The organism is Pseudoalteromonas sp. MMG024, assembly GCF_021654175.1.
In the GTDB taxonomy this organism is placed as follows: Bacteria; Pseudomonadota; Gammaproteobacteria; order Enterobacterales; family Alteromonadaceae; genus Pseudoalteromonas.
On record NZ_JAKFZO010000013.1, the window covers coordinates 1 to 22,799 of the forward strand.

22 protein-coding genes and 1 tRNA gene are annotated in these 22,799 nt (G+C 41.6%); 11 read left to right on the plus strand and 12 right to left on the minus strand.

The window, feature by feature from the left end:
• Positions 1-41: 41 nt before the first annotated feature.
• Positions 42-707: a 7-carboxy-7-deazaguanine synthase QueE gene (gene queE / locus L1068_RS13485; RefSeq protein WP_237130696.1), complete on the minus strand. Its 666-nt coding sequence runs from the start codon at positions 705-707 to the stop codon at positions 42-44.
• Between the two features lie 98 nt (positions 708-805).
• On the opposite strand from queE, the gene queC reads away from it, so the two are divergent.
• Positions 806-1,468, plus strand: a complete 663-nt coding sequence (gene queC, locus L1068_RS13490; RefSeq protein ID WP_010560474.1) for a 7-cyano-7-deazaguanine synthase QueC — start codon at positions 806-808, stop codon at positions 1,466-1,468.
• A gap of 241 nt (positions 1,469-1,709) precedes the next feature.
• Positions 1,710-3,131 carry a TIGR00366 family protein gene (locus L1068_RS13495; protein ID WP_237130697.1) on the plus strand — a complete coding sequence of 474 codons (1,422 nt, stop codon included), beginning with the start codon at positions 1,710-1,712 and terminating at the stop codon, positions 3,129-3,131.
• Between the two features lie 74 nt (positions 3,132-3,205).
• On the opposite strand, the gene L1068_RS13500 is transcribed toward L1068_RS13495, so the two are convergent.
• Positions 3,206-4,903 (minus strand): amidohydrolase, encoded by a 1,698-nt coding sequence (locus tag L1068_RS13500; RefSeq protein WP_237130698.1) that lies wholly within the window; start codon positions 4,901-4,903, stop codon positions 3,206-3,208.
• A gap of 127 nt (positions 4,904-5,030) precedes the next feature.
• Here L1068_RS13500 and L1068_RS13505 point away from each other — a divergent pair, with 127 nt between their 5' ends.
• Together L1068_RS13505 and L1068_RS13510 are read left to right on the plus strand one after the other, a co-directional pair.
• Positions 5,031-5,702: a response regulator transcription factor gene (locus L1068_RS13505; RefSeq protein WP_237130699.1), complete on the plus strand. Its 672-nt coding sequence runs from the start codon at positions 5,031-5,033 to the stop codon at positions 5,700-5,702.
• Complete coding sequence (locus tag L1068_RS13510; RefSeq protein ID WP_237130700.1) at positions 5,689-6,846, plus strand: hypothetical protein; 1,158 nt, start codon at positions 5,689-5,691, stop codon at positions 6,844-6,846. The genes L1068_RS13505 and L1068_RS13510 overlap by 14 nt, the downstream gene beginning before the upstream one ends.
• 59 nt (positions 6,847-6,905) lie before the next feature.
• Here L1068_RS13510 and L1068_RS13515 read toward each other — a convergent pair.
• The 7 genes from L1068_RS13515 to rlmE all read right to left on the minus strand — a co-directional run bounded on the left by L1068_RS13515 (position 6,906) and on the right by rlmE (position 13,079).
• Positions 6,906-6,992 (minus strand) — tRNA-Leu (locus L1068_RS13515).
• A 14-nt stretch (positions 6,993-7,006) separates the two neighbouring features.
• Complete coding sequence (gene secG / locus L1068_RS13520; RefSeq protein WP_237130701.1) at positions 7,007-7,363, minus strand: preprotein translocase subunit SecG; 357 nt, start codon at positions 7,361-7,363, stop codon at positions 7,007-7,009.
• Positions 7,364-7,365: 2 nt separating this feature from the next.
• On the minus strand, positions 7,366-8,115 hold the full coding sequence (gene tpiA, locus L1068_RS13525; RefSeq protein ID WP_237130702.1) for a triose-phosphate isomerase: 750 nt from the start codon (positions 8,113-8,115) through the stop codon (positions 7,366-7,368).
• Positions 8,116-8,177: 62 nt separating this feature from the next.
• Entirely contained in the window at positions 8,178-9,536 is a 1,359-nt protein-coding gene (gene glmM, locus L1068_RS13530; protein WP_237130703.1) for a phosphoglucosamine mutase, read from the minus strand.
• Entirely contained in the window at positions 9,526-10,374 is an 849-nt protein-coding gene (folP, locus tag L1068_RS13535) for a dihydropteroate synthase (RefSeq protein WP_237130704.1), read from the minus strand. Before folP ends, glmM begins: the two co-directional genes overlap by 11 nt.
• Positions 10,375-10,424: 50 nt before the next feature.
• Complete coding sequence (gene ftsH / locus L1068_RS13540; RefSeq protein WP_237130705.1) at positions 10,425-12,383, minus strand: ATP-dependent zinc metalloprotease FtsH; 1,959 nt, start codon at positions 12,381-12,383, stop codon at positions 10,425-10,427.
• Positions 12,384-12,449: 66 nt separating this feature from the next.
• Positions 12,450-13,079, minus strand: a complete 630-nt coding sequence (gene rlmE / locus L1068_RS13545) for a 23S rRNA (uridine(2552)-2'-O)-methyltransferase RlmE (RefSeq protein ID WP_010560484.1) — start codon at positions 13,077-13,079, stop codon at positions 12,450-12,452.
• A gap of 86 nt (positions 13,080-13,165) precedes the next feature.
• On the opposite strand from rlmE, the gene yhbY reads away from it, so the two are divergent.
• Complete coding sequence (gene yhbY, locus L1068_RS13550; RefSeq protein ID WP_010560485.1) at positions 13,166-13,462, plus strand: ribosome assembly RNA-binding protein YhbY; 297 nt, start codon at positions 13,166-13,168, stop codon at positions 13,460-13,462.
• Positions 13,463-13,497: 35 nt separating this feature from the next.
• On the opposite strand, the gene L1068_RS13555 is transcribed toward yhbY, so the two are convergent.
• The gene (locus L1068_RS13555; protein WP_237130706.1) at positions 13,498-14,649 is read right to left on the minus strand and encodes a serine hydrolase domain-containing protein; all 1,152 of its coding nucleotides are present in this window, start codon (positions 14,647-14,649) and stop codon (positions 13,498-13,500) included.
• 198 nt (positions 14,650-14,847) lie between these two features.
• Between L1068_RS13555 and L1068_RS13560 the strand changes: the two genes are divergently transcribed.
• The 5 genes from L1068_RS13560 to L1068_RS13580 all read left to right on the plus strand — a co-directional run bounded on the left by L1068_RS13560 (position 14,848) and on the right by L1068_RS13580 (position 19,626).
• Positions 14,848-15,684 carry a MipA/OmpV family protein gene (locus tag L1068_RS13560; RefSeq protein WP_105170631.1) on the plus strand — a complete coding sequence of 279 codons (837 nt, stop codon included), beginning with the start codon at positions 14,848-14,850 and terminating at the stop codon, positions 15,682-15,684.
• Positions 15,674-16,099 (plus strand): DUF3019 domain-containing protein, encoded by a 426-nt coding sequence (locus L1068_RS13565; RefSeq protein ID WP_237130707.1) that lies wholly within the window; start codon positions 15,674-15,676, stop codon positions 16,097-16,099. Before L1068_RS13560 ends, L1068_RS13565 begins: the two co-directional genes overlap by 11 nt.
• Complete coding sequence (locus L1068_RS13570; RefSeq protein ID WP_237130708.1) at positions 16,099-16,797, plus strand: response regulator; 699 nt, start codon at positions 16,099-16,101, stop codon at positions 16,795-16,797. Before L1068_RS13565 ends, L1068_RS13570 begins: the two co-directional genes overlap by 1 nt.
• 3 nt (positions 16,798-16,800) lie before the next feature.
• Positions 16,801-18,111 (plus strand): ATP-binding protein, encoded by a 1,311-nt coding sequence (locus L1068_RS13575; protein ID WP_237130709.1) that lies wholly within the window; start codon positions 16,801-16,803, stop codon positions 18,109-18,111.
• Between the two features lie 165 nt (positions 18,112-18,276).
• Positions 18,277-19,626: a sodium-dependent transporter gene (locus L1068_RS13580; protein ID WP_237130710.1), complete on the plus strand. Its 1,350-nt coding sequence runs from the start codon at positions 18,277-18,279 to the stop codon at positions 19,624-19,626.
• An 80-nt stretch (positions 19,627-19,706) separates the two neighbouring features.
• On the opposite strand, the gene L1068_RS13585 is transcribed toward L1068_RS13580, so the two are convergent.
• Together L1068_RS13585 and L1068_RS13590 are read right to left on the minus strand one after the other, a co-directional pair.
• Positions 19,707-20,162 carry a GNAT family N-acetyltransferase gene (locus tag L1068_RS13585; protein ID WP_237130711.1) on the minus strand — a complete coding sequence of 152 codons (456 nt, stop codon included), beginning with the start codon at positions 20,160-20,162 and terminating at the stop codon, positions 19,707-19,709.
• A 50-nt stretch (positions 20,163-20,212) separates the two neighbouring features.
• Positions 20,213-20,956, minus strand: a complete 744-nt coding sequence (locus L1068_RS13590; RefSeq protein WP_237130712.1) for a sporulation protein — start codon at positions 20,954-20,956, stop codon at positions 20,213-20,215.
• A gap of 213 nt (positions 20,957-21,169) precedes the next feature.
• Between L1068_RS13590 and L1068_RS13595 the strand changes: the two genes are divergently transcribed.
• Positions 21,170-22,750 carry a cation:proton antiporter family protein gene (locus L1068_RS13595; RefSeq protein WP_237130713.1) on the plus strand — a complete coding sequence of 527 codons (1,581 nt, stop codon included), beginning with the start codon at positions 21,170-21,172 and terminating at the stop codon, positions 22,748-22,750.
• The last annotated feature ends 49 nt before the right edge of the window (positions 22,751-22,799 follow it).

Here is a 22,799-nt window from a genome sequence, read left to right on the forward strand (position 1 = left end):
TATTTAGCGCCTTTTCTATGTCGTACGTTAACTAATGAAAGTTAAGCAATACCAATATACTTATGCACTTGCACCGATAAGCGCCAGTTTTTAGCCTTACACACTTCAATCGCTAAGCGCGTTGCCTTTGCCTTTTGGCTAATAGGCTGTAAATAAACGAGTTCTGGTGTATGCCCTGCTTCAGCAAATAGCTCTTCTAACTCTTCAACATGGCGCATCATCGCAACTGGGTGCTTAATCTCGTTAGCACGTTGCATGGCGCTTTTAAGTACTTTATAGCCACCACGCATATTAATTTTTGGTGATACCGTTACCCACGTTGTTGCTGGCGCTAAAATTTCAAATGTGCCACTGGTTTCAATTTGCGTAGAAAACCCGTGTTCATGAAGTAATTCACAAAGTGGGTTTAAATCGTACATGCATGGCTCTCCACCGGTGATCACAATATGCGTTGCTTGATATTGCTTGTCGCGAATTAGCGCAAGAATTTGTTCTGCGGTGCAATTAGCAAAATAATCCGAGTCAGCTTTCTTTTCAACTGTGTCAGCAAGATCAACTAAATAAGTATCGTCCGTATGCCATGTTTGCTTAGTGTCGCACCAAGCACATCCAACAGGACACCCTTGCAAGCGAATAAATATAGATGGGCAACCTGTGTAACTTGCCTCACCTTGAATGGTTTCGAATACTTCGTTAATTTTGTACAACGTACGCCTCTAATTACTGCTAGATTTGTCTTCAAGGTCACGAAGGTGTAGACTATCGCGCCCGCAAAAACCGCTATTATAGCTAAAGTGAGAGAAATATGTCGCAAAAAGTTGTTGTAATTTACTCTGGTGGAATGGATTCATATACCGTTTTAAATAAAGCCATTCGCCAAGGTTATGAAGTGTATGCACTTTCGTTTGATTACGGCCAGCGTCATGTTAAAGAATTAAAAGTTGCAGCAGACGTATGTGCGGAATTAAACATTTCTCATAAGGTTGTTGATATTTCAGCAATCAACCAGTTAATTGGTGGCTCATCACTGACTGACGATATTGACGTACCGGAAGGTCACTACGAAGAAGAAAGCATGAAATCTACTGTGGTACCAAACCGCAATATGATTTTATTATCACTTGCTGTTGGCTATGCAGTTTCACTTAAAGCCAACAAGGTATTTTACGGCGCTCACTCAGGCGACCATGCAATTTATCCAGACTGCCGCCCTGAATTTGTACAAAAAATGGATGATGTGTGCCGCATCGCTAACTACGAAGAAATTGAAATAGTTAGCCCATACTTAAATAATACTAAAATTGAAATTTTAACCGACGGTTTAAATATGGGCCTCGATTACAGTAAGACATGGACTTGCTACAACGGTCGAGAAAAAGCCTGCGGTAAATGCGGCGCTTGCCAAGAGCGTTTAGAAGCATTTGAGTTAAACCAGGCAAGCGATCCACTACCATATGAAGCAAATTAACTAAAACCTGTTAGTTAACACACATAAAAAGCACCCAATGGTGCTTTTTTGTTTTCCTCTGTCCATTCGCAAAACCCATTTTCATTGCTGTTATGCACCTTAAAAACTAAAGCCACATTTGTACTCCGCGCATAAGTTACACTCTTTCGCGATAAGCCATTCTAATTTGTTTACAATCTCCTCTTTTTAAGCACCGAAATTACGAATAAACTATTGGCCTTTCCCACAACTGGATTTATTTATGCCTAAGACATTGAAAGTACCTCATACGCTAGTTTTGCTACTCGCGATGATGTTTGTCGCTTATCTTGCTACTTGGATTGTACCCCAAGGATTTTTTGATACCGTAGAAACAGCAAATGGCCGTCAAGCCGTAGTACCTGGCACTTATCAGGTCGCCGCTGAAAGTCATTACCTTACCCCTTGGGACTTTCTAACGGCAATTCCACGTGCATTTGCCGCTGCACAGGATGTTATCTTTTTTGTGTTAATTGTGGGTGGTGTACTCGCAATCGCGCGTGCTACAGGCACAGTAGATGCGTTAATTGGCCGTTTATTAGAAAAACATGGCGATAAGCCGCAAAAACTCATTTTTGCCGTAGTGTTTTGTTTTGCCCTTGCTTCGAGTGCAATTGGTACCGCAGGCGAATACATTCCATTTGTACTTATTTTAGTGGCATTATGTAAAGCCATGCGCCTAGATGCGATGACGGCAGTCGGTATGATTGTTGCTGGCTATGGCATCGGTTATGGCGTATCTGCATTTAATCCATTTACTGTATTAATCGCCCAACAAATTGCCGAAGTACCTGTGTATTCAGGTTTATGGCTACGTTTAGCGATTTTCGTGCCGTTCGTATTAATTGGCTTCCATCATGTATGGTCATACACCAAACAAGTACAAGCAGATCCATCTCGCTCGTTGATGGCAGGCATTCCTTGCCCATTAGAAGGCAAAGAAACCCATGACTATCCTAAGCTTAATCGTAGTCACCAATTGGTGTTATTAAGCTTTATTGCCACCTTAGTAATCGCTGTATGGGGCATTGCAACCAAAGGCTGGTACTTGTATGAACTTGGCGGCTTATTTGTTGCTTGGGGCCTTGTTATTACTGTATTGGGTAAACTTGATGCAAACACTGCTGCAAATAAATTTATTGAAGGCACCTCAGATTTAGTAACAACCGCAATTCTAATTGGTGTTGCACGTGGTATCGCACTTATTCTTGATGACGGTAAAATTCTTCACAGCCTAGTGTACGGTATGAGCTTACCGTTATCTTATGTCAGTGCTGAAATCTCAGCTGTTGGCATGTTGGTTATTCAAACTCTTTTAAATACCTTTATTCCATCTGGCTCAGGCCAAGCATATGTCACCATGCCACTCATGGCACCTCTGGGTGATTTAGTTGGTGTACCACGCCAAGTTGCGGTACTTGCATACCAATTTGGTGATGGTTTCTCAAATATGATTATCCCAACGAATGCCGTATTAATGGGTATCATAGGTATGGCGGGTGTACCTTATGGTCAATGGTTTAAGTTCTGTTTGCCGCTATTAGTGAAGCTAATGATTGCTGCTTCTGTAGTGCTAATTGCTGCGACTTTCTTCGGCTATGGTTTGGATGTACAACCGCAAATTGCAGCGGTTGTTAGTCAATAACAAACTTTTTCTCTTCGTTACAGCAGTCACCCATTTAACTGACTGCTGTAACACATTAACGATTCCATACATTGCTATTTAGCTGTAAACACCACTTCTCCCTGAACATAACTTTGTAATACCCTTGTTTGCTTTATTTGGGCGGCGTCCAAGGTGAGAATATTGCGATCTAATACAATAAAATCAGCTTCCTTTCCTGCAACTAACGAGCCTACTCTATCCTCCTGTCGCATCGCATAAGCCGCATTGATAGTATATGCCTCGATAGCCTGTTCAATGCTAATTGCCTCAGGTGCACGACTCACAGCATGTGCAATACCAACAAAAGGGTTGAGTGTGCTCACGTTCCAATCACTACTAAGCGTAAGCATCGCACCTTGCTCAACTAAACTGGCAATAGGCACTAAACGATCGCTACGTTGATGCCCGAGTAAAGGCGTCATTTCAGGCCAGTGATGGGGCTCTGTAAACTCCCCTGCAACCTGTGCATCTGCTATCACACTGAGCTCTTTAAAACGAGGTAAATCGAGCGAGTCCACAACTTCAAGATGCGTGATACGATGGCGTCCAATGCCTTTGGAGCCTGCTTCAATAGCGTTAAGGGCTTCATGAATGCCACGATCGCCAATGCCATGAATGTTGAAATCAAAACCAATAGGCTCTAACACTTCAATATATTTGGCTAACCGCGCTTGTGTGAAATAGTTAAGACCTTTATCACCATCCAGTGCTAACCAACTGTATTCATAAGGTGCCTTTAATGCAGCCGTTGTATTGACTAGGATTCCATCCATGTAAACTTTAACCTGATCTACTTTTAGTAAAGAATCTTGAGACGCTTGATACAAGGATTTTAATTTAGCTAGTTGAGATTCATCACTGGCTTCAGGGTAAGCCCAAAGCCCCAAACTCACCCGCATTTTAAGTGCATCATCGTTTGCTAATTTAAGCCAGGTATCTAGTTGCCCTCTTTGCCAATAAACACGTGCATCACTGATTGACGTAACGCCATGCTTTAATAATTCAGGCTGGGTATACTCAAGAAAACCAAAATAGTTTTCTGTTGCTTCATCACCCTGGCTTTGCATTGCAAGATCCATCACCAAATTGCCAGCATTGTCATATAAAATGCCATTTAATACGTCACTTTCATCACGACCAAATACTCCGCCGATGGGGTCGCGACTTTGCTGTGTAATATTAGCAATTGAGAGCGCTTTAGAGTTCACCCACATGGAGTGAGAGGTTTGCTCCATAATAATTACAGGTCGGTCATTAACTACTTGATCGATAGCAGCACGCGGTGATTGAGTCAGTTCAAGTAAGCCATCAATATTGTGACCATAACCAATAAGCCACTTTGCATCTGAGTGCTGTATGCTGGCATTCTCAATCACAGCTTGATATTCGTTAATATAGGCATATTCTGGCAAGGTAAAATGTGTTGCCTCTGATGCGGATTCAAGTGGATGAATATGCACATCATGCAAGCCAGGTAATACCAAATTGCCAGCCAAATCTTTAATTTCTGTATTATCACCAATAAATTCATTTACAGATTCATTATCGCCTACATAAATAATCTTACCGTTTTTAATGGCCATACTTTGTGCCAAGGGTGATGCGTTATTAACCGTATAGATAGTCGCGTTGTTTACTACTAAGTCAGCCCCTGTACTTGCTTGATTAGGTGACTCAGATACGCCTCCACAGCCACTCAATGCTGCAGCAATTGCAATAATATTTGACGTCATAACCGTTTTTCTCTTCATAACTAGATGCCTCCGATATCAAATAGCTTACAATTAACAAGGTAACGAAAAGGTAACTGCAGTAATAATAGTCGAGTTATGATTATCCTTTATTGAAACCTTAAAAATAGAATGAAGTGGGAAATAAATGCTAATTTTGTTTGTTGAAGACGACAGGGCACTGGCTGCAAACACGATCGATTTTCTCAATAATGAAGGTATTGAAGTCGATTTTGCCGATAGTGTGCACGCTGCCAAAGAGATTTCTTCCAAGCAAGAGTATGATGCGATTGTTTTAGATATCGGTTTACCTGATGGCACTGGGTTTGTACTCGCTACACATTTTACAGCCGCACAACCAGATACTCCTATCATCTTTTTAACCGCCGAAGCTGCGTTAGATAATAAACTTTTGGCTTTTTCGCTTGGTGCCCTCGATTACTTAACCAAACCCTTTGAGCTGGCAGAGTTAACAATTCGCCTTAAATTGCTTGAGGCTAAAAAACCGAGTATCAGGTCTAAACCTTTTGTGTTGGGTGATCTGACCATTGATTTACAGCAACGAATTGCTACCCGAAGTAAACGTGTTATCAGCCTATCGCCACAACAATGGCTGTTACTTACACTGCTAATCAATCACTACCCAGCACCGGTAAGTAAAGCAATCATTTTAGAAAAGTTATGGCCCGATAATAATGTGACAACGGCTATGTATAAGACGCTCGTTAGCCGCTTAAGAAACAATATAAGCCATCAACAAGAAACGCCGTTATTACATACAATTAAAGGTGTAGGAGTTGTACTTCGTGAAGCCAACTGAATCCTTAACCGCTTACCTTAATCGCAATATTCTCATTCCATTTATTGTTTTTGGTTTATTGTTTGCAGCCTTATCAATAGTTTTTTATTGGTTTGCATTGGACGATACTGCTGAGTTTTATCTTTTTGAGGATGCAGAACAGTTTATCAGTACCCAGCAAAAAATTAGCAGCGGAGCTCGCAAAGTCAGTGACGTACTCTTAGACTTTTCCCTTTTAAATCGTGATCAATTAAACAATTTATCAGAGGTTAATACCGTTTATTTTTTTGAAACCGAGAAACATGATAGTTATTTTCTGATTTACCAAGCCCATGAAACAGCAAGAAAAGTCTATGTTGTGCATCAGTTTGATAAGGGAGAATCATTTGATATTAGACCATTGCTGTTATATGTATGTTTGAGTAGTTTGTTTTTATTCACCTTTTGGTTATCCCATGTTTTATCTAAAGTGCGTAATCAACTATCACGGTTTGTAAAGAGCATTAAAACTCGAGACATAGCTACGGAATTACGCTTTAGTGAGTTAGATACCGTAAAAACGGTAACGCTAAGTGCACTTAAAAATGAGCAACAAGCAATAGCAAGAGAGAAAGCTTTCTCTAGTTTTCTTAGTCATGAAATCCGCCACCCTCTAACTTTACTGGGCCACCAATTGTCTCAATTTGACCATATGGATGATTTGACAGAGCAAGTACTTAAGAAAGTTGCTGAACTTAAGACAACTCATCAAACCTCGGTAAAACTTGCAAATACCATCTTAGGGCTATGGGTAACAGGGGATAAGAAAAATCTATCGAGCACTGACTTTATAAGCTTTTTAAATCATTGGCAGAAAAAGTACAGCGATTCACTTTTAGTAGAAATTAAAGCCGACACCTTCTTTGTGTCATTAAACGAAGACGAATTAAACTTATTAATGGCACAGATTGATTCAAATTTTCGTACTTATGGCGAAGGTAATTTATCTATTACAGTAAGCAAACACAGCATTTCTTTTAGTAATCGCATTAACACAAAACCAAATAACGAAAATAATTATGGGGTAGGCACTTTTATAATAAATGCACTATCGGCAAAAGCGGGGTTAGCAGCAAATAAGCTAACCAATGAGTGTTATTACACTTTAAAAATAACACGCATATAGTTTGGTAGATAAAATGAAGAAATAAAAAAACCCAAGCATTAGCTTGGGTTTTAAATACATGGTGCGGATGGAGGGACTTGAACCCTCACGTGATTGCTCACACAGCGACCTCAACGCTGCCTGTCTACCAATTCCAGCACATCCGCGAAGATGTTATTTATTAATTTGGAACGTCGTTGCTTTTGTCTTGTGAAGCAGGAACGTCTTTATCTTTTGGTTCAGCAACAACTGTAGTTGCAGCAGGCGCTTCTGATGATAAATCTGACCACTCGTCAGTTTGTTTAATCTGACCTGCTGTTAAGTTACCTAACACAATGCTTAAAATAAAAAACACTGTCGCTAAAGTGGTTGTTGTTTTTGTCATAAAGTTGCCAGCACCGCTTGAACCGAAAACAGTTCCAGACGCACCAGCACCAAATGATGAACCCATATCAGCACCTTTACCTTGCTGGATTAATACAAATCCAATTAAAGCAAGTGCGACGATAAGATAAACTACTAATAAAATTTCGTACATTGTTAGCCATTTCCTTTTGCGCTATTACAGATGGTTGCAAAGCTATTAGCTTTAAGGCTTGCTCCGCCTATTAGCCCACCATCAATATCTGGTTGCGCAAATAATTGTTCGCTATTGTTCTCGTTAACACTACCGCCGTAAAGCAGTTGTATTTTTGCAGCTAACTCGCTATTAAGTTCAGCCAGCTTGCTACGGATAAATTTGTGCACAGCTTGTGCTTGTTCAGGCGATGCAGTTTTACCTGTGCCTATTGCCCAAACGGGCTCGTATGCTACCACACTATTAGCAAGTGCATCTACACCTAATTTGCTAATAATCGCATCGATTTGCTGCCAAACAACTTGTTCGGTCAATTCTTGTTCACGTTCTTGTTCACTTTCACCAACACATAGGATTGGTGTTAGATTATTTTCTTGTGCTTTGGCAAATTTAGCAGCAACTGTTTCGTTACTTTCACCGTAAATAGCACGTCTTTCTGAGTGACCAACTAAGGTGTAATTTGCACCTAGTGCGCGAATCAATTGGGCGTCAACTTCGCCAGTAAATGCACCTGCATTATTTTCTGACACTGTTTGTGCGCCTGCTTTCAAACCTGCATCAAGTGCTGATTTAATTAAAGGGAATGGCGGGAAAACTAAAATATCAACGTCAGAGGTATCAATTTTCGTGATTACTTCGGCAAGTTCAGATACAAGCTCAAGTGAGCCATTCATTTTCCAGTTGCCTGCAACCATAGGTTTGCGTTGTGCCATTGCTTACTCCAATTTAGAAAGCGAGCAGGATGTTATCCTGACTCGCTAAAAGTTACAAGAAGTTATTGTGCGTTTTCGAGTTGTTTGCTTATAGATTCAACAACATCAGCAATTTTCTTTGAGAAATCGAAGACTTGCTTCTCTTTTTCTGCTTCAACCATAACGCGGATCACAGGCTCTGTGCCTGACTTACGAATTAACACACGGCCTTTATCACCCAGTTGCTGTTCAACTTCAGCAATCACAGACTTAACATCGTTGCTTGCAAGCGGTTCAGTGCCTTTTGCATAGCGCACGTTAATCATATTCATTGGGTACTTTGTAAAGCCTTGACCTAAATCTTCAAGTGTTTGATTGCTCTCAACCATGGCAGCAAGCACTTGTAGACTAGATATAATGCCGTCACCTGTTGAGATGCGGTCAAGATTTAGAATGTGGCCCGAGCTTTCGCCACCAATTTTCCAGCCTTTTTGCTTTAAAAGCTCTAGCACATAGCGATCGCCCACTTTTGAGCGTTCAAATTCAACGCCGAGTGACTTAAGCGCATTTTCAAGGCCCATGTTAGACATTACAGTGCCAACAACACCGCCGCCAAGTTCACCTTTCTCGAACGCGTATTTCGCAATGATATAAACAATGTCATCACCGTCAAATACACGGCCTTTATGGTCAACCATCATCACGCGATCACCATCACCATCGTAGGCAATACCTACGTCAGCTTTTACTTCAAGCACTTTTTGGATCATGGTATCAACATGGGTTGCGCCGCATTTTGCGTTGATATTTAAACCATTAGGCTCACACGCCACTTTAATCACTTCAGCGCCAAGTTCGCGCATAACATCGGGTGCAATGTGATAAGTTGCACCATTGGCACAATCAACCACAATACGTAAACCTTCAAGCGATAAGGCACTTGGGAACTGGCTTTTACAATATTCGATATAACGTCCTGCCGCAGTATCAAGGCGCTTTGCTTTACCGAGCGATTTTGAAGAAACGCACGTCATTTCTTCATCCATCATGGCTTCGATTTCAAGTTCTAACGCATCATCTAGCTTAGTGCCTTGTGATGAGAAAAACTTAATGCCATTGTCTTGATAAGGGTTGTGAGAGGCACTAATAACGATACCTGCTTCACCACGGAACGTTTGTGTTAAATACGCGATTGCAGGCGTTGGCATTGGCCCTAATAAAATAACATCAATGCCAGCTGCTACTAAACCTGCTTCAAGCGATGTTTCAAGAAGGTAGCCCGAAATACGTGTATCTTTACCAATAATCACTTTTTTAGTGCCCGCTTTAGACAGTACTTTTCCTGCCGCCCAGCCAAGCTTTAATGCAAATTCAGGGGTGATTGGGAACTGCCCTACTTCACCACGTACACCGTCGGTGCCGAAATATTTTCTATTGCTCATTTGTAATTCCTTGTTCACAGGCCTGCCATACATTAAGTGCATCGGCGGTTTCTGTAACATCGTGTACTCGAATAATCTTAGCGCCCTTTTGCGCGGCGATAAGCGCGCCCGCAACTGAGCCAGCTAAACGCTGATCTACATCGCGTCCTAATAAATTACCAATCATCGACTTGCGCGATAAGCCCGCAAGTACTTCACACCCCATCATTTTAAACTCGTCTATGTATTTTAAAATATGGTAGTTATGTGCAAGGGTTTTACCAAAACCAAAGCCTGGATCGAGAATGATTTTATCGCGTGATATACCTGCACCTTCGCAAGCAGCTATGCGCTCAACAAAGAACTGTTTAATATCATTTATCACATCATCATAATGAGGATTTGATTGCATGGTACGCGGTTGCCCTTGCATATGCATTAAGCACACCGGTACACCCAACTCTGCCGCTGTCGCCAAAGCATTGGCTTCTTGCAGTGCACGAACATCGTTAATAATATCAGCGCCCGCATTCACCGCCTGACGCATTACCTCTGCTTTGCTGGTATCGATGGAAATAAGGCAATCTGACTTTTTGCGGATCGCCTCTATAACTGGAATAACGCGCGCAAGCTCTTCTTCGAATGCAACATCAGGTGCACCAGGACGCGTTGATTCGCCACCAATATCAATAATGGTCGCGCCATTTTCAAGCATCGCCACAGCGGAAATGACAGCGCTGTCGACTTGTTGATAACTGCCGCCATCAGAAAAAGAGTCTGGAGTAAGGTTAAGTATTCCCATTATATGGGTTTGGCTTAGGTCAAGTACCTTGCCGTTTGGTAAATTGATAGTAGACATAGAAATGTAGATTTAAAAAAACCCCGAATTGCTCGGGGTTTTTAGGGTTGTTAGTTTACCGATGGTTGATCGGTGTCATCAAGTTTATTTTCAGGTTTTTTCTCTGTATCAACCTGTTTTTCTGCTTGAGGTTCTTTGTCGCCAGTGGCTGTTGCGCCAGCACTTGGCTTGTCATCGTCTTTACGATCATGTGCATCACGTGGTGGGCGCACTTCGCGACGTGCCATTAGGTCATCAATTTGCGCAGCATCAATCGTTTCATACTTCATTAGCGCGTCTTTCATTGCGTGAAGGATATCCATATTTTCTTTCAGAATACCTTCAGCGCGCTGATAGTTGCGATCTGAGAAGTCACGTACTTCTGCATCAATAAGCTTAGCCGTTTCACCAGACATGCTCTTGTTCTGCGTTTGACTACGACCCATGAAAACTTCGCCTTGATCTTCCGAATAAAGAAGCGGACCTAGTTTTTCACTTAAACCCCATTGCGTAACCATTTTGTGTGCAATATCAGTTGCACGTTCAATATCGTTGCTTGCGCCGGTAGTCACTTTATCTGCACCATAGATGAGTTCTTCAGCAATACGACCACCGTAAAGGCTTGAAATCATCGACTCTAAGTGTTGCTTAGAATGACTTACACGGTCTTGCTCTGGTAAATACATAGTTACACCAAGTGCACGACCACGCGGGATAATTGATACCTTGTAAACAGGATCATGTTCAGGCACTAAACGCCCAACAATAGCGTGACCAGCTTCGTGGTATGCCGTCATTTCTTTTTCTTGCTCGCTCATAACCATTGACTTGCGCTCTGCGCCCATCATGATTTTATCTTTTGCAGCATCAAACTCGGCCATGCTAACTACACGCTTATTACCACGCGCAGCAAAAAGAGCAGCTTCATTAACAAGGTTAGCAAGATCGGCACCTGAGAAACCCGGTGTACCACGTGCAATTAGTGCTGGCTCAACGTTGTCTGCCAGAGGCACTTTGCGCATATGTACTTTAAGAATTTGTTCACGACCGCGGATATCAGGTAAACCAACAACTACCTGACGGTCAAAACGACCAGGACGCAATAGCGCTGGGTCTAATACATCTGGACGGTTAGTTGCAGCAATTACGATAATACCTTCATTGCCTTCAAAGCCATCCATTTCAACAAGCATTTGGTTAAGTGTTTGCTCACGCTCATCGTGACCACCACCAAGACCTGCACCACGCTGGCGACCTACCGCATCGATTTCATCGATGAAGATGATACAAGGCGCAGCTTTCTTAGCTTGTTCAAACATGTCACGAACACGCGATGCACCAACACCAACGAACATTTCTACGAAGTCAGAACCTGAAATTGTAAAGAATGGTACTTTTGCTTCACCTGCAACCGCTTTTGCAAGTAACGTTTTACCTGTACCTGGAGGACCTACCATTAGTACGCCTTTCGGAATACTACCGCCCAACTTTTGGAATTTTGATGGGTCACGTAAGAAATCTACTAACTCAGTAACGTCTTCTTTCGCTTCATCACAACCAGCTACATCGGCAAATGTCGTTTTAACTTGATCTTCGCTCATTAAGCGCGCTTTGCTCTTACCGAATGACATGGCACCTTTGCCGCCACCGCCTTGCATTTGACGCATGAAGAATATCCAAACACCAATAAGCAGTAACATTGGGAACCATGAAATGAAGATAGTTGCCAATAATGACTGCTCTTCCGGTTCTACACCTTCAACAATTGCACCGCTTTTGATCAGTTCGTCAACAATGTACTGATCGTGCATTGGAATAACAGTTTTAAACTGTTCACCATTTAATTTTGTGCCATATACGATGCCAGCTGTGCGATCAAACTTCGCTTCGCGCACTTGCTGTGCTCGGGCATCCTTTACAAACTGCGAATATGCGAGCTGGCGGTTAGCGCCTTCGCCTGGATTGAAACTCTGGAATACCGACATTAAAACTACGGCGATTACCAACCAGAGAATTAAATTTTTAGCCATATCACTCAAGGCATTAACCTCTTGTCTTATCTAACATTGAAAAAATATTTATCTTTAAATACTGTACTACAGTTTGTAACCTGTCGCTACTATATAAACTTCGCGAGAACGGGCACGCGACGAATCTGGTTTGCGAATTTTAACGGTCTTAAAACTATTACGTAAGTCTTTAACAAATTGATCAAATCCCTCTCCTTGGAACACTTTGACAGCAAAATTGCCGTTTGGTTTAAGTACTTGATGGCACATATCAAATGCAAGTTCGACTAAGTACATACTACCTGCCTGATCTGTCACGTTATTTCCGCTCATATTAGGCGCCATATCCGACATGACAAGATCAACGTTCTTACCATCAATTCGTGATAACAGTGCATCCAGTACCGCTTCTTCACGAAAGTCACCTTGTAAAAATTCAACGCCAGGCAGAGGATCCATTGGTAAAATGTCACAAGATATTACTGTGCCGTTATCACCAACCTTATCCGCCGCATATTGCGACCAACCACCTGGTGCTGCACCTAAATCCACCACGGTAAGTCCCGGGCGAATTAATTTATCTTTTTTGTCGAGCTCTTCAATTTTGAAGTAAGCGCGCGAGCGATACCCGAGTTTACGGGCTTCATTGGCATATACATCATCAAAATGCTCCTTTAACCAGCGTTTTGAACTTGCCGAATGCTTTTTATTAGCCATTAAATTCTACTCTAGAATTAGTAATATTGGATATATGGCGGTAGAATACCCTTAATTCAAGATTATTTCTGCGAAATTTACTAAATATGAAGTTATCAAACAAACAAAAGCAGTTTTTAAAAGGCGAAGCACACGCGTTAAATCCAGTTGTTCTTTTAGGTGCAAATGGTTTAACTGAAGGTGTGTTACTCGAAATCGAAAACGCACTTGGCATTCACGAACTAATTAAAGTGAAAGTACCAACTAGTGACCGTGAAACTAAAGCGCTTATTTTTGAAGCCATTGTTCGCGAAACAGGTGCTATCAAGCTACAAACAATTGGTCATATTATTGTGCTTTATAAACAAAGCGAAGATAAGAAAATCCAACTGCCAAAAGGTTAATGTAAAACATATGTTAACCCGTAAAAAAACGCGCTTTAAGCGCGTTTTTTATTGTATTGCTTTAACGTTAAATCAATAAAATCCGTAGTCAGTTCGTTCAAAATACCGGCTTCGGCATTTATCATCAAACTAAAGCCTAATTCTAATCTTGGAATAACCAACACATCAGCACGGTACCCTTGTACCCAACCACTGTGATAATAAATTTTCTCGCCTTTGTAGTCGTAAATGCGCCAGCCCAGTCCGTAATGAGCTTGATTGAGGTTTTTACGCCAAACTCGACGCCTTAACTCTTTTTTGGTTTTAATTTGTGGAGTACTTTGCAGCGCTAGTGATTCTTTCGATAACACACTTGGGTATTGACCAAGCTGCGCTTTGAGCCACTGCACCATATCATCTGCACTGGCATTCACGCCTGCTGCAGGACCAACCTTATAGTAATTTGGTTTAATTTTTGTGGTGTACCAACGCTTGCGTGCCCGCACGTGTGGATGAGCATAATTATCATCTTGCATCATGGCTTGTATACCAAGACTCGCGTTTTTCATGTTTAACGGCTTAAACAAAAATTCATTTACCCAAGTGCTGTAATCCATCTGCGTGGATTTTTCGATTACATCACCAATTAGGCTAAACATCACATTTTGATAACCATAACAACGCCCGGGAGAACAAATCGGCTCTACTTCTGCAAGCTTGATTTTAATTTTGTCATAAGGCATGCGTGATTCGATAAGATTGTCATACGCATTGGGTACCAGGCCACTGCTATGGCTTAATAAATGCGACACCCGCAGCTTTTTATCTCGACTGTGGAAATGAAAATCCGGCAGATATTTCGTCACCGTATCGTCAAGCTTTAACTGCCCTTCACTGGCGAGCTTTGCAGCCAAAGATCCCGCAAATGTTTTTGATACCGACGCTAAACGAAAGCGTGTACTGGTGTTAATAGGTTTACCGCTAATGCGTTTAGTTTTGCCATAGCCATAGGCAAACTCCCCCGCATCTACTTTTACAACTGACAGTGCCGCACCCGGGATCCCCTTTTTTCTTAATTTAGATACCATGGTGTTCTTGTAACCTTTAACAAAACGGTCAAAATCAACCTGTTCGTTTGCGTTATCAAGACTATCCGCAACTGAAAAACAACTAAAACTCAAAAATGTTGAGAAAAACAAAAACCGCATATATATCGCTATTCTCGGAATAAATACACACATAGTTTAACAAGCCAATAACAAGGATGCAGGCAAAACTTTTAAATATTTTGTTTGTCCAAGCTGAACAACTACATTTTTTTACATGTGAACTACACATTTATACATATAATACGTATTTTATTAAACAGCATTTAGCCACTGATCAGTACAACTATAATTATTACAATGAACAAAATTACAATTTCACTTCTTATTTTGAGCACCTTGCTTGCGACGCCCTGCCTTGCTAGTAATCGGCTTTATGCAGACAACACACTCGAGGCAAGTGACGGGTTCACGTGGGATTGGAGTTTTGGTGCTGGCTACTATGTCGATAAACACTATTTACAAGGTGTGGACTACCAAGATGGCTTTGAATTAAACATCAATGTTGCCATCAACTACGACAAATTTTATTTTGATGTTGATAACTCACAACTTTCAGGTGGTTTGACGATTGGTTACAACCTCGTTGATAAGTATGACTGGAGTCTCGATTTATTCGCGATTAACGCCCATGAAGGCTTTGACGAAACTGGTACCTTTTACGACGACGATTTAGTATCTGAACTACGCGGAGTGAAAGAACGTGAAGATGACTTTAATGCGGGTCTTCGCCTTACCCGTAAAGAAAAAACCCACCAGTTATCGTTAGAAATTCTCCACGACATCTCAGGTGCACACAAAAGCCTTTGGGCAAGTGGTTTTATTAGTACTATTCAAGATTATCGCAATTGGGAATTTCGTGTTGGCTCGGGCCTAAATATTTATTCATCGGATTTCACCGGTTATTACTTTGGCGTAGATGCCAACGAAGCAATCGCGGGATTTAGACCACAGTACAATCCAAGCGCCGCGTATAGCCTGACCTTTGAAATTCACGCCGAATACCCAATTAATGAAGATTGGGTGTTTCTTGGTGGCTGGTTATCCTCTTGGTATTCCAAAGAAATTAGTAACAGTCCATTAATCTCTAACAGCTTGCGACACAAAGCTAAGGTTGGCATACGCTATGTATTTTAACCTTAAATTTGTCCTGATTAAGCTCAAGCTAATTGCGTTATTTTTCTTCGCAAGCTTGTGCTTTGCCGACGCCGAAAAGAACGTCAATTTGCCACTATCGAATCCTGAACTGGCCATTTTCCCTGAAAAATGTGTGGCATTGCGTCAAGGAAAGCACTGTTACACCAAATTAAAGTTCCAGTGGCATGCGCCGGTCAGAGGCGATTATTGTATTCGCACAGTAAGCGATAAAAAACTGATTCGCTGCTGGTATAGCAGTACCTTTGGCGAATTAGACAGTGAGTTTAACTCGCCAGAAGCAGTGCAATACGAATTAGTTGAAATTAGCTCAGGGCAAATCAGCGAGCCCGCAGAAATGAAAGTAAATTGGGTATACACCAATAAGCGAAAGAAACGTCGGTGGAGACTGTTTTAATGGATATAGCAAAAAAAATACTATTAGTTGAAGATGACACATCGCTTGCACAATGGGTAAGTGAGTACTTAGTTGAACAAGGCTTTGACGTTGTTTTGTGTCATCGTGGTGACGAAGCTGTGCAGGCAGTAAAAAAACATAACCCCGATTTAGTATTACTTGACTTAATGCTGCCAGGTAAAGATGGCATGAGTGTGTGTCGCGATTTACGTATTTTCTATCATCAGCCAATTATTATGATGACTGCTAAAGGTGATGAAATTGATGAAGTACTTGGCTTAGAAGTAGGGGCAAGTGATTATGTCATAAAACCAGTGCGTCCACGTGTATTACTTGCGCGTATCAATGCAGTTATGCGTGAAAAACAAGGGGGCTCGGATGCCAATTCTGATGAGATCAGCATTGGAAGTTTACAAATCGACACCTTGTCACGCGACGTATTTTTAGATGGTGCTAAACTCGCCCTTTCAAATGCAGAATATTCTTTGTTGTTTTACTTGGCATCAAATGCGGATCAAATTCTCGACCGCGATAGCGTGTTTTTGGCGACCAAAGGCAGGGAATACGACGGCTTAGATCGAAGCGTTGATGTGCTTATTTCTGCACTTCGTAAGAAAATTGGCGACGACCCACAAAGCCCAAATAAAATAAAAACCATTTGGGGTAAAGGTTATTTGTTCGTAAGCCAAGCTTGGTAGTTAATGAAAAAGCTTTATATTAGCCTGATCACAGGCGCACTGATTTCATCATTTATTCTTGGTTGGTTAATTGATTCATTAAGTGCGCCTCCAAGCAATCACGATAATTTTAAAGTTGAAAAGCAAATACTTGCAGGCGTGGTTGCTGAAATAAGCCATCACCCTAAAAGCGAACATGAAGCCTTTTTAGAACGCTTCACCCAAGCAAGTCATTTTAGCTTGAGTTACCACAGCAATAGTGAGCTTGCGTTGCCTCGTGAACTACACGGTGAATTACTGGTGCCTGGCGGTATTACCCTAGAAGACGAATTAGGTTTTTATTTGATTCAAACAAGTGCTGCATTAGCTGATAGCCATATTCAGTTGCGTGTTGAAAAGCCGCCAATGCCAACTAATCGTACCGATCTCTTTTTGACCGTTGGTTTTTATCTAGGCATTTGTATTTTTATGTGGTGGTGGCTCGCACCGCTTACCAAACGATTAAGTTTGCTAAACAAGGCCACCGCACAATTTGCCAATGGCAACCTCGATGCTCGTATCAACTTAACCGGGCTAAGCTATATTCGTGAGCTAGAAACCAGTTACAACCGCATGGCCGACCAAATTCAGCAGCTGATCGAAGAAAACCAACTACTCGCATCGAGTATGTCGCACGATATCCGCACTCCCCTTGCGTGTTTACGATTTGGCTTAGATGCCGCGATAGATACCAAAGATCCAACTAAAATTCAGCATTACCTTGAACGCATGGAAAACGACTTAGATCAAATGGAATCCATGCTCAACAGCTATTTAGAATACGCGACCCTTGAGCAAAAATCGTATCAAATATCGCCTACTGCCATCACCAGTACTGAGCTATTTGATAACTGTTTTTATCAAGTTGAACCTAAGCTCAATGCGCAATCTATCAAACTTGAAATAAAATCAGATACCCAGCAGCTTTATGTGGATCCACACTGGTTAGCCCGCGCCATTGTTAATTTACTAAGTAACGCCGCTGACTTTGCAAAAACCACCATTACGATTAGCACGACGCAAACCCACGCTGACACGTTTATTGAAATTGAAGACGATGGCCCGGGCATTGATGAAGCAAACCTAGATAACGTATTAAAGCCTTTCTTCCAGCAAGAAAATCACCGTAACCGCGCGGCCAAAAACTATGGCCTTGGGCTTGCTATCGTAGCAAAAGTCATCGCATGGCATTTCGGCGATATTAAAGTATCTCGCTCAAAAGAACTCGGCGGTGCAAAATTTACTTTACGCTTGCCACATCGCTGCCATTTAAAGAACAAGACCAGTTCATGGTAGCGCGCTCGCCCTTTATCGAATTACGCAACTATTACATTTAACAATTTAGCGAATTTGATTGTTTACATTTTTTTAATCTTATTGATCTAAATCAAGTGAACTCACTCTATTAATTTATTTCAATTTACAGTAGATTGGGCGGCAAACTAATAACGAGAAAAATATATGAGTGCTTCACGTGGAGAGTTTTCCTCTCGACTAGGATTTATCATGGCGGCAGCAGGTAGTGCTGTTGGCCTTGGCAATATTTGGGGCTTCCCAACACAAACGGCAACTAATGGTGGCGCTGCGTTTGTATTAATGTATTTAATTTTAGCGTTTTGCCTAGCATATCCTGCATTTATGGCTGAAATTCTAATTGGGCGATACGGCCAAGCGAATGCCGTAACGTCTCTTGAAAAACTTTCTCGTACGCAAACACAAAAACGCTTCGCATTTATTGTCGGCTTTGGCGGCATTGTTTGTGCAGCGCTTATTTTAAGCTTTTACGGTATTTTAGCCGGATGGATGACATCATACGCCGTAGAGGCAGGTGCAACCATCGTCGGTGCCACCAGCGTTGCAGAGTGGGCCGTTAGCGATAGCGTGGCACGCAATATTTTCTTCTGTGCAATTTTTATGTTTTTAACCGTGATTATTATTCGTAATGGCGTAGAAGATGGCATAGAGAAATGGTCTAAACGTTTAATGCCAGCAATGATTGCTCTGCTTATTTTACTGATCATCTATGTATTAACCTTAGATGGTGCCGACAAAGGATTAGAAGCTTACCTTAATCCTGATATTTCGCGAGTACTTGATCCTGACTTACTAATTAGTGCACTTGGCCAAGCATTCTTTTCACTGTCGTTGGGTACTAGTGTTATGGTGATCTATGGTTCATACATTTCGAAAAAAGAAAACATGGTTACCATCGGCGCACAAGTTACATTTATTGACGTATCGATTGCATTTTTAGCAGGCCTTTTAGTCATTCCCGCAATGTACGTTGCATTGGAACAAGGCGTGCAAATTTTTGCTGAGGATGGCTCACTGCTCGCAGGCCCAACCCTTGTATTCCAAGTCTTACCAAGTTTATTTGATTCTATGGGTCAGCTGGGTGTGTTTGTTGGCTTGGCATTCTTTATCCTAATGTCGATTGCCGCACTTACGTCGTCAATATCGATGTTAGAAGGCCCTGTATCTTATCTTGTTGAGCGCCATAATATTGAGCGTAAAACCGCGACTACGTGGACTGGTATTGGTATTTTAGCAATCAGTTTTGTGATTATTTTTAACATCGGTACGATGCTCGACTTTGTGGCAACATTGGCGACAGAATATGGTCAGCCAATTATCGCGATGTTCTGCTGCGTATTCGCAGGCTGGATTTGGCAACGAAATTCACTTATTGAAGAAATTAAACAAGGTAATGAAAACGTTGAATCAGGCGTGTTCTGGAAAATCTGGCCATGGTACACAAAATTTGTGTGTCCGCTCGCTATTGCGGCGGTATTTATTCATTCATTTATCTAACCAGCAGATAAAGACATAAACAGATAAATAAAAAGCCGATGATATGCATCGGCTTTTTACTTTTAGGCTTAGCAATTTTTTTACAAAACCGCTTTCATATGAATGTGCGGAATACCATCTTCGAGGTATTCTTGCCCGTCTACTTGAAAGCCAAGTTCAGTGTAAAATTCGGTTAAATAGCACTGCGCTGATATTTCAACCCCTTGCTCAGGCCAATGTGAAATACAAATATCTTTAGCAAGCGACACAATAGCGTGTGCAAGCCCTTTGCCCCGCGCATCTTTTTTAACGAGCACTCGACCAATCGCTGCGCTGTTCTCATAGTTAATTTTTGGCGCTAAACAACGCGCATAGGCAACAACGTCATTATCGTCATAACCAATAATATGCTGGGTTTGCGGCTCGCAATCTAACCCATCAAGCTCTTCATACGGGCAGTTTTGTTCAACCACAAAGACATCAACGCGCAACTTTAAAATGGCGTAGAGTTCTGCCGTTGTGAGTTCATTAAATGTTTTACTATAAAATTTTGTCATTATGCACCCAATAAAAAAGGGGCCTAAGCCCCTTAGATAATTATCTTCACTTAGCTGAAAATATGTTCTAGCTGATCGCAAATTTGGCTCAGGTTGACCTGGTCATGCTCAATGGTCAAATCAGCGTAACCATCTGAGCCAAACATTCGGTCTACTTCAATTAACACATGAGTTTTCAATGCCTCAGGCACAAATGACAACTCAACTTCCTTCGGACCAAACACTTTTAGGCCTGCAGGCTTGTATTCAAGCTCTTGATAACACCCTGATGTGGAATTGAAATTAGACGTACGTAAATAGCCTTTTTCAACATCGCTTTTAACCAATTTATAGCCCAATTTTTCCATTGCTAGCATAAAGGTTTTTACCGCTTCATTTGGGTATACATAAACCGGATCTCGGTCGGTTGCGTCGAGCGCAAAATCAATATTTAAACCAGTCGCTATCCAAACTACGCTTTGATTAATGCCCTGTGATATTTCGGTAATTGGTGTTTCTGAGTGCAGGCGCGCTTCAAATGGAATACGTAATTCTTCACCTGGCTGCAATGCTCTTTGATCGACAATCGACCATTTATCTAACACATGGTCTGCAAAATACTCGCCTTCGTCTGACTCTACTTTAACCTTAGTCATTAAGGCTAACTCTAATCCTGAAATATCTTGCTCTACATCGCCTGCTGTTATGATAACTTCTGCTGAAAATTTTTGCCCTGGCAGTAAATGCTCAGTATGTAGCACGGTATCCACTTTTGCCGCACCAATACCGATAGATGCGAGAACTTTTTTGAACATATAACTCACCTTGTTCTTTATACTTATACTGCATATTAACCATAAAAATAATAATTTGTCAGTTAAAAGTTATACTTGTTAAAAGTTGATTACATTTTAGTTTAGATTGCACCTTTGATTGGCTTGCGCTGAGCGTATTTCGTAGCACAGCACGGCGTTTTTAGATAGACTAAGAAAAGCCTTACTATTTAACTGAGAATTATAAAATACTCTATGGAATTATTGTTTTACGCAACAGCCTTTATTTGCGGCTTCATTATTTTACAGTTTAAATTACCACCGCTGATCGGCTTCTTATGTGCCGGTTTTGTGCTTAATCTTGCGGGGTATCAAAGTACCGAGTTGCTTGAAACAATGGCTAATCTAGGCGTGACCTTACTGCTATTTAGCATTGGCCTAAAATTAAAGATTGGCAATCTAATCAAAGCCCAAGTTTGGGGGCCTGCAACCTTGCATATTGTATTGTGTAGCGTGTTGTTTTGGGCGGCTTTACTGGGGCTCAGCTGGTTAAAACTGCCTCTATTTTCTGAATTATCGAGTCAATCAGCGGCCATTTTGGCATTTGCTCTAAGCTTTTCATCCACCGTTTTCGCGGTAAAAGTGCTTGAAGAACGCGGTGAAATGGCCAGCTTACACGGTAAAGTCGCCATCGGTATTTTGGTAATGCAAGACATCTTTGCTGTTGTTTTCTTAGCGGTTAGTACAGGTAAGCTGCCAAACTATTGGGCAATTGCATTGGTGCTTGCCTTGCCACTTATTAGACCCGTATTTTACTGGATGCTTGCACGTTCAAAGCACGGTGAAGTGCTCCCGCTATTTGGTTTTTTCTTTGCATTAGTGGTTGGCTATCACGCATTTGAATTTGCGGGCTTAAAAGGTGACTTAGGTGCACTGATTATTGGTATGATCTTAGCGCCACATAAAAAGGCGAGCGAACTCTCTAAGGCACTATTAAGCTTTAAAGATCTCTTCTTAGTCGGATTCTTTTTAACGATTGGCCTTAATGCCGAGCTCACACTCAATGCACTCTTAGTTGCCGCGGTTTTAATTATTGTGTTACCCCTTAAAGTGCTACTTTATTACCTATTTACTAACGTTTTTCACTTGCGTGCGCGCACTTCCCTACTCGGTGCATTTTCATTATCAAACTACAGTGAATTTGGCTTGATTGTCTGTGCGCTTGCCGTATCGAGTGGCTGGTTAACGGGTGAGTGGCTCGCGGTACTTGCAGTTGCGGTATCCATAACCTTTATTATTGCGTCACCGCTTAATAACAAATCAAACGAGCTTTACGTAAAATATGAGAATTTCTTACTGCGCTTTGAATCAAGCAAACGCTTAGCCGAAGAAATGCCGGTTAACTTAAACAAAGCGAAAATCTTGATCTTTGGTATGGGCCGTGTTGGTACCGGTGCCTATGAAACAATTGCGCAAAGCTACCCTGAATCGGTCGCCGGTGTAGATATTAACCCTGATACAGTAGAAAAGCATATCAAGCGCGATCGATTTGCCATTTTAGCCGATGCCACCGATCCCGATTTTTGGAACCGCATTAACCACTCGGACGTAGAAATGGTAATGTTAGCCATGCCAAAACACGCGCAAAACCTGTACGCCCTTGAGCAGCTAAAAGCGTCGGGCTTCTCTGGTCAGGTAACCGCAATCGCCAACTATCGCGACCAACAAAAAGAGCTAGAAGATATGGGTGTTCATTCAACTTTTAACTTCTACTTAGAAGCTGGTAGCGGTTTTGCTGAACACGTAAAAGAAAAGGTGTTTTCTAAAACGAGCTAGCATAAACCACTCAGCACGATTACGTTCATTTACATTTTTGTAACACTTT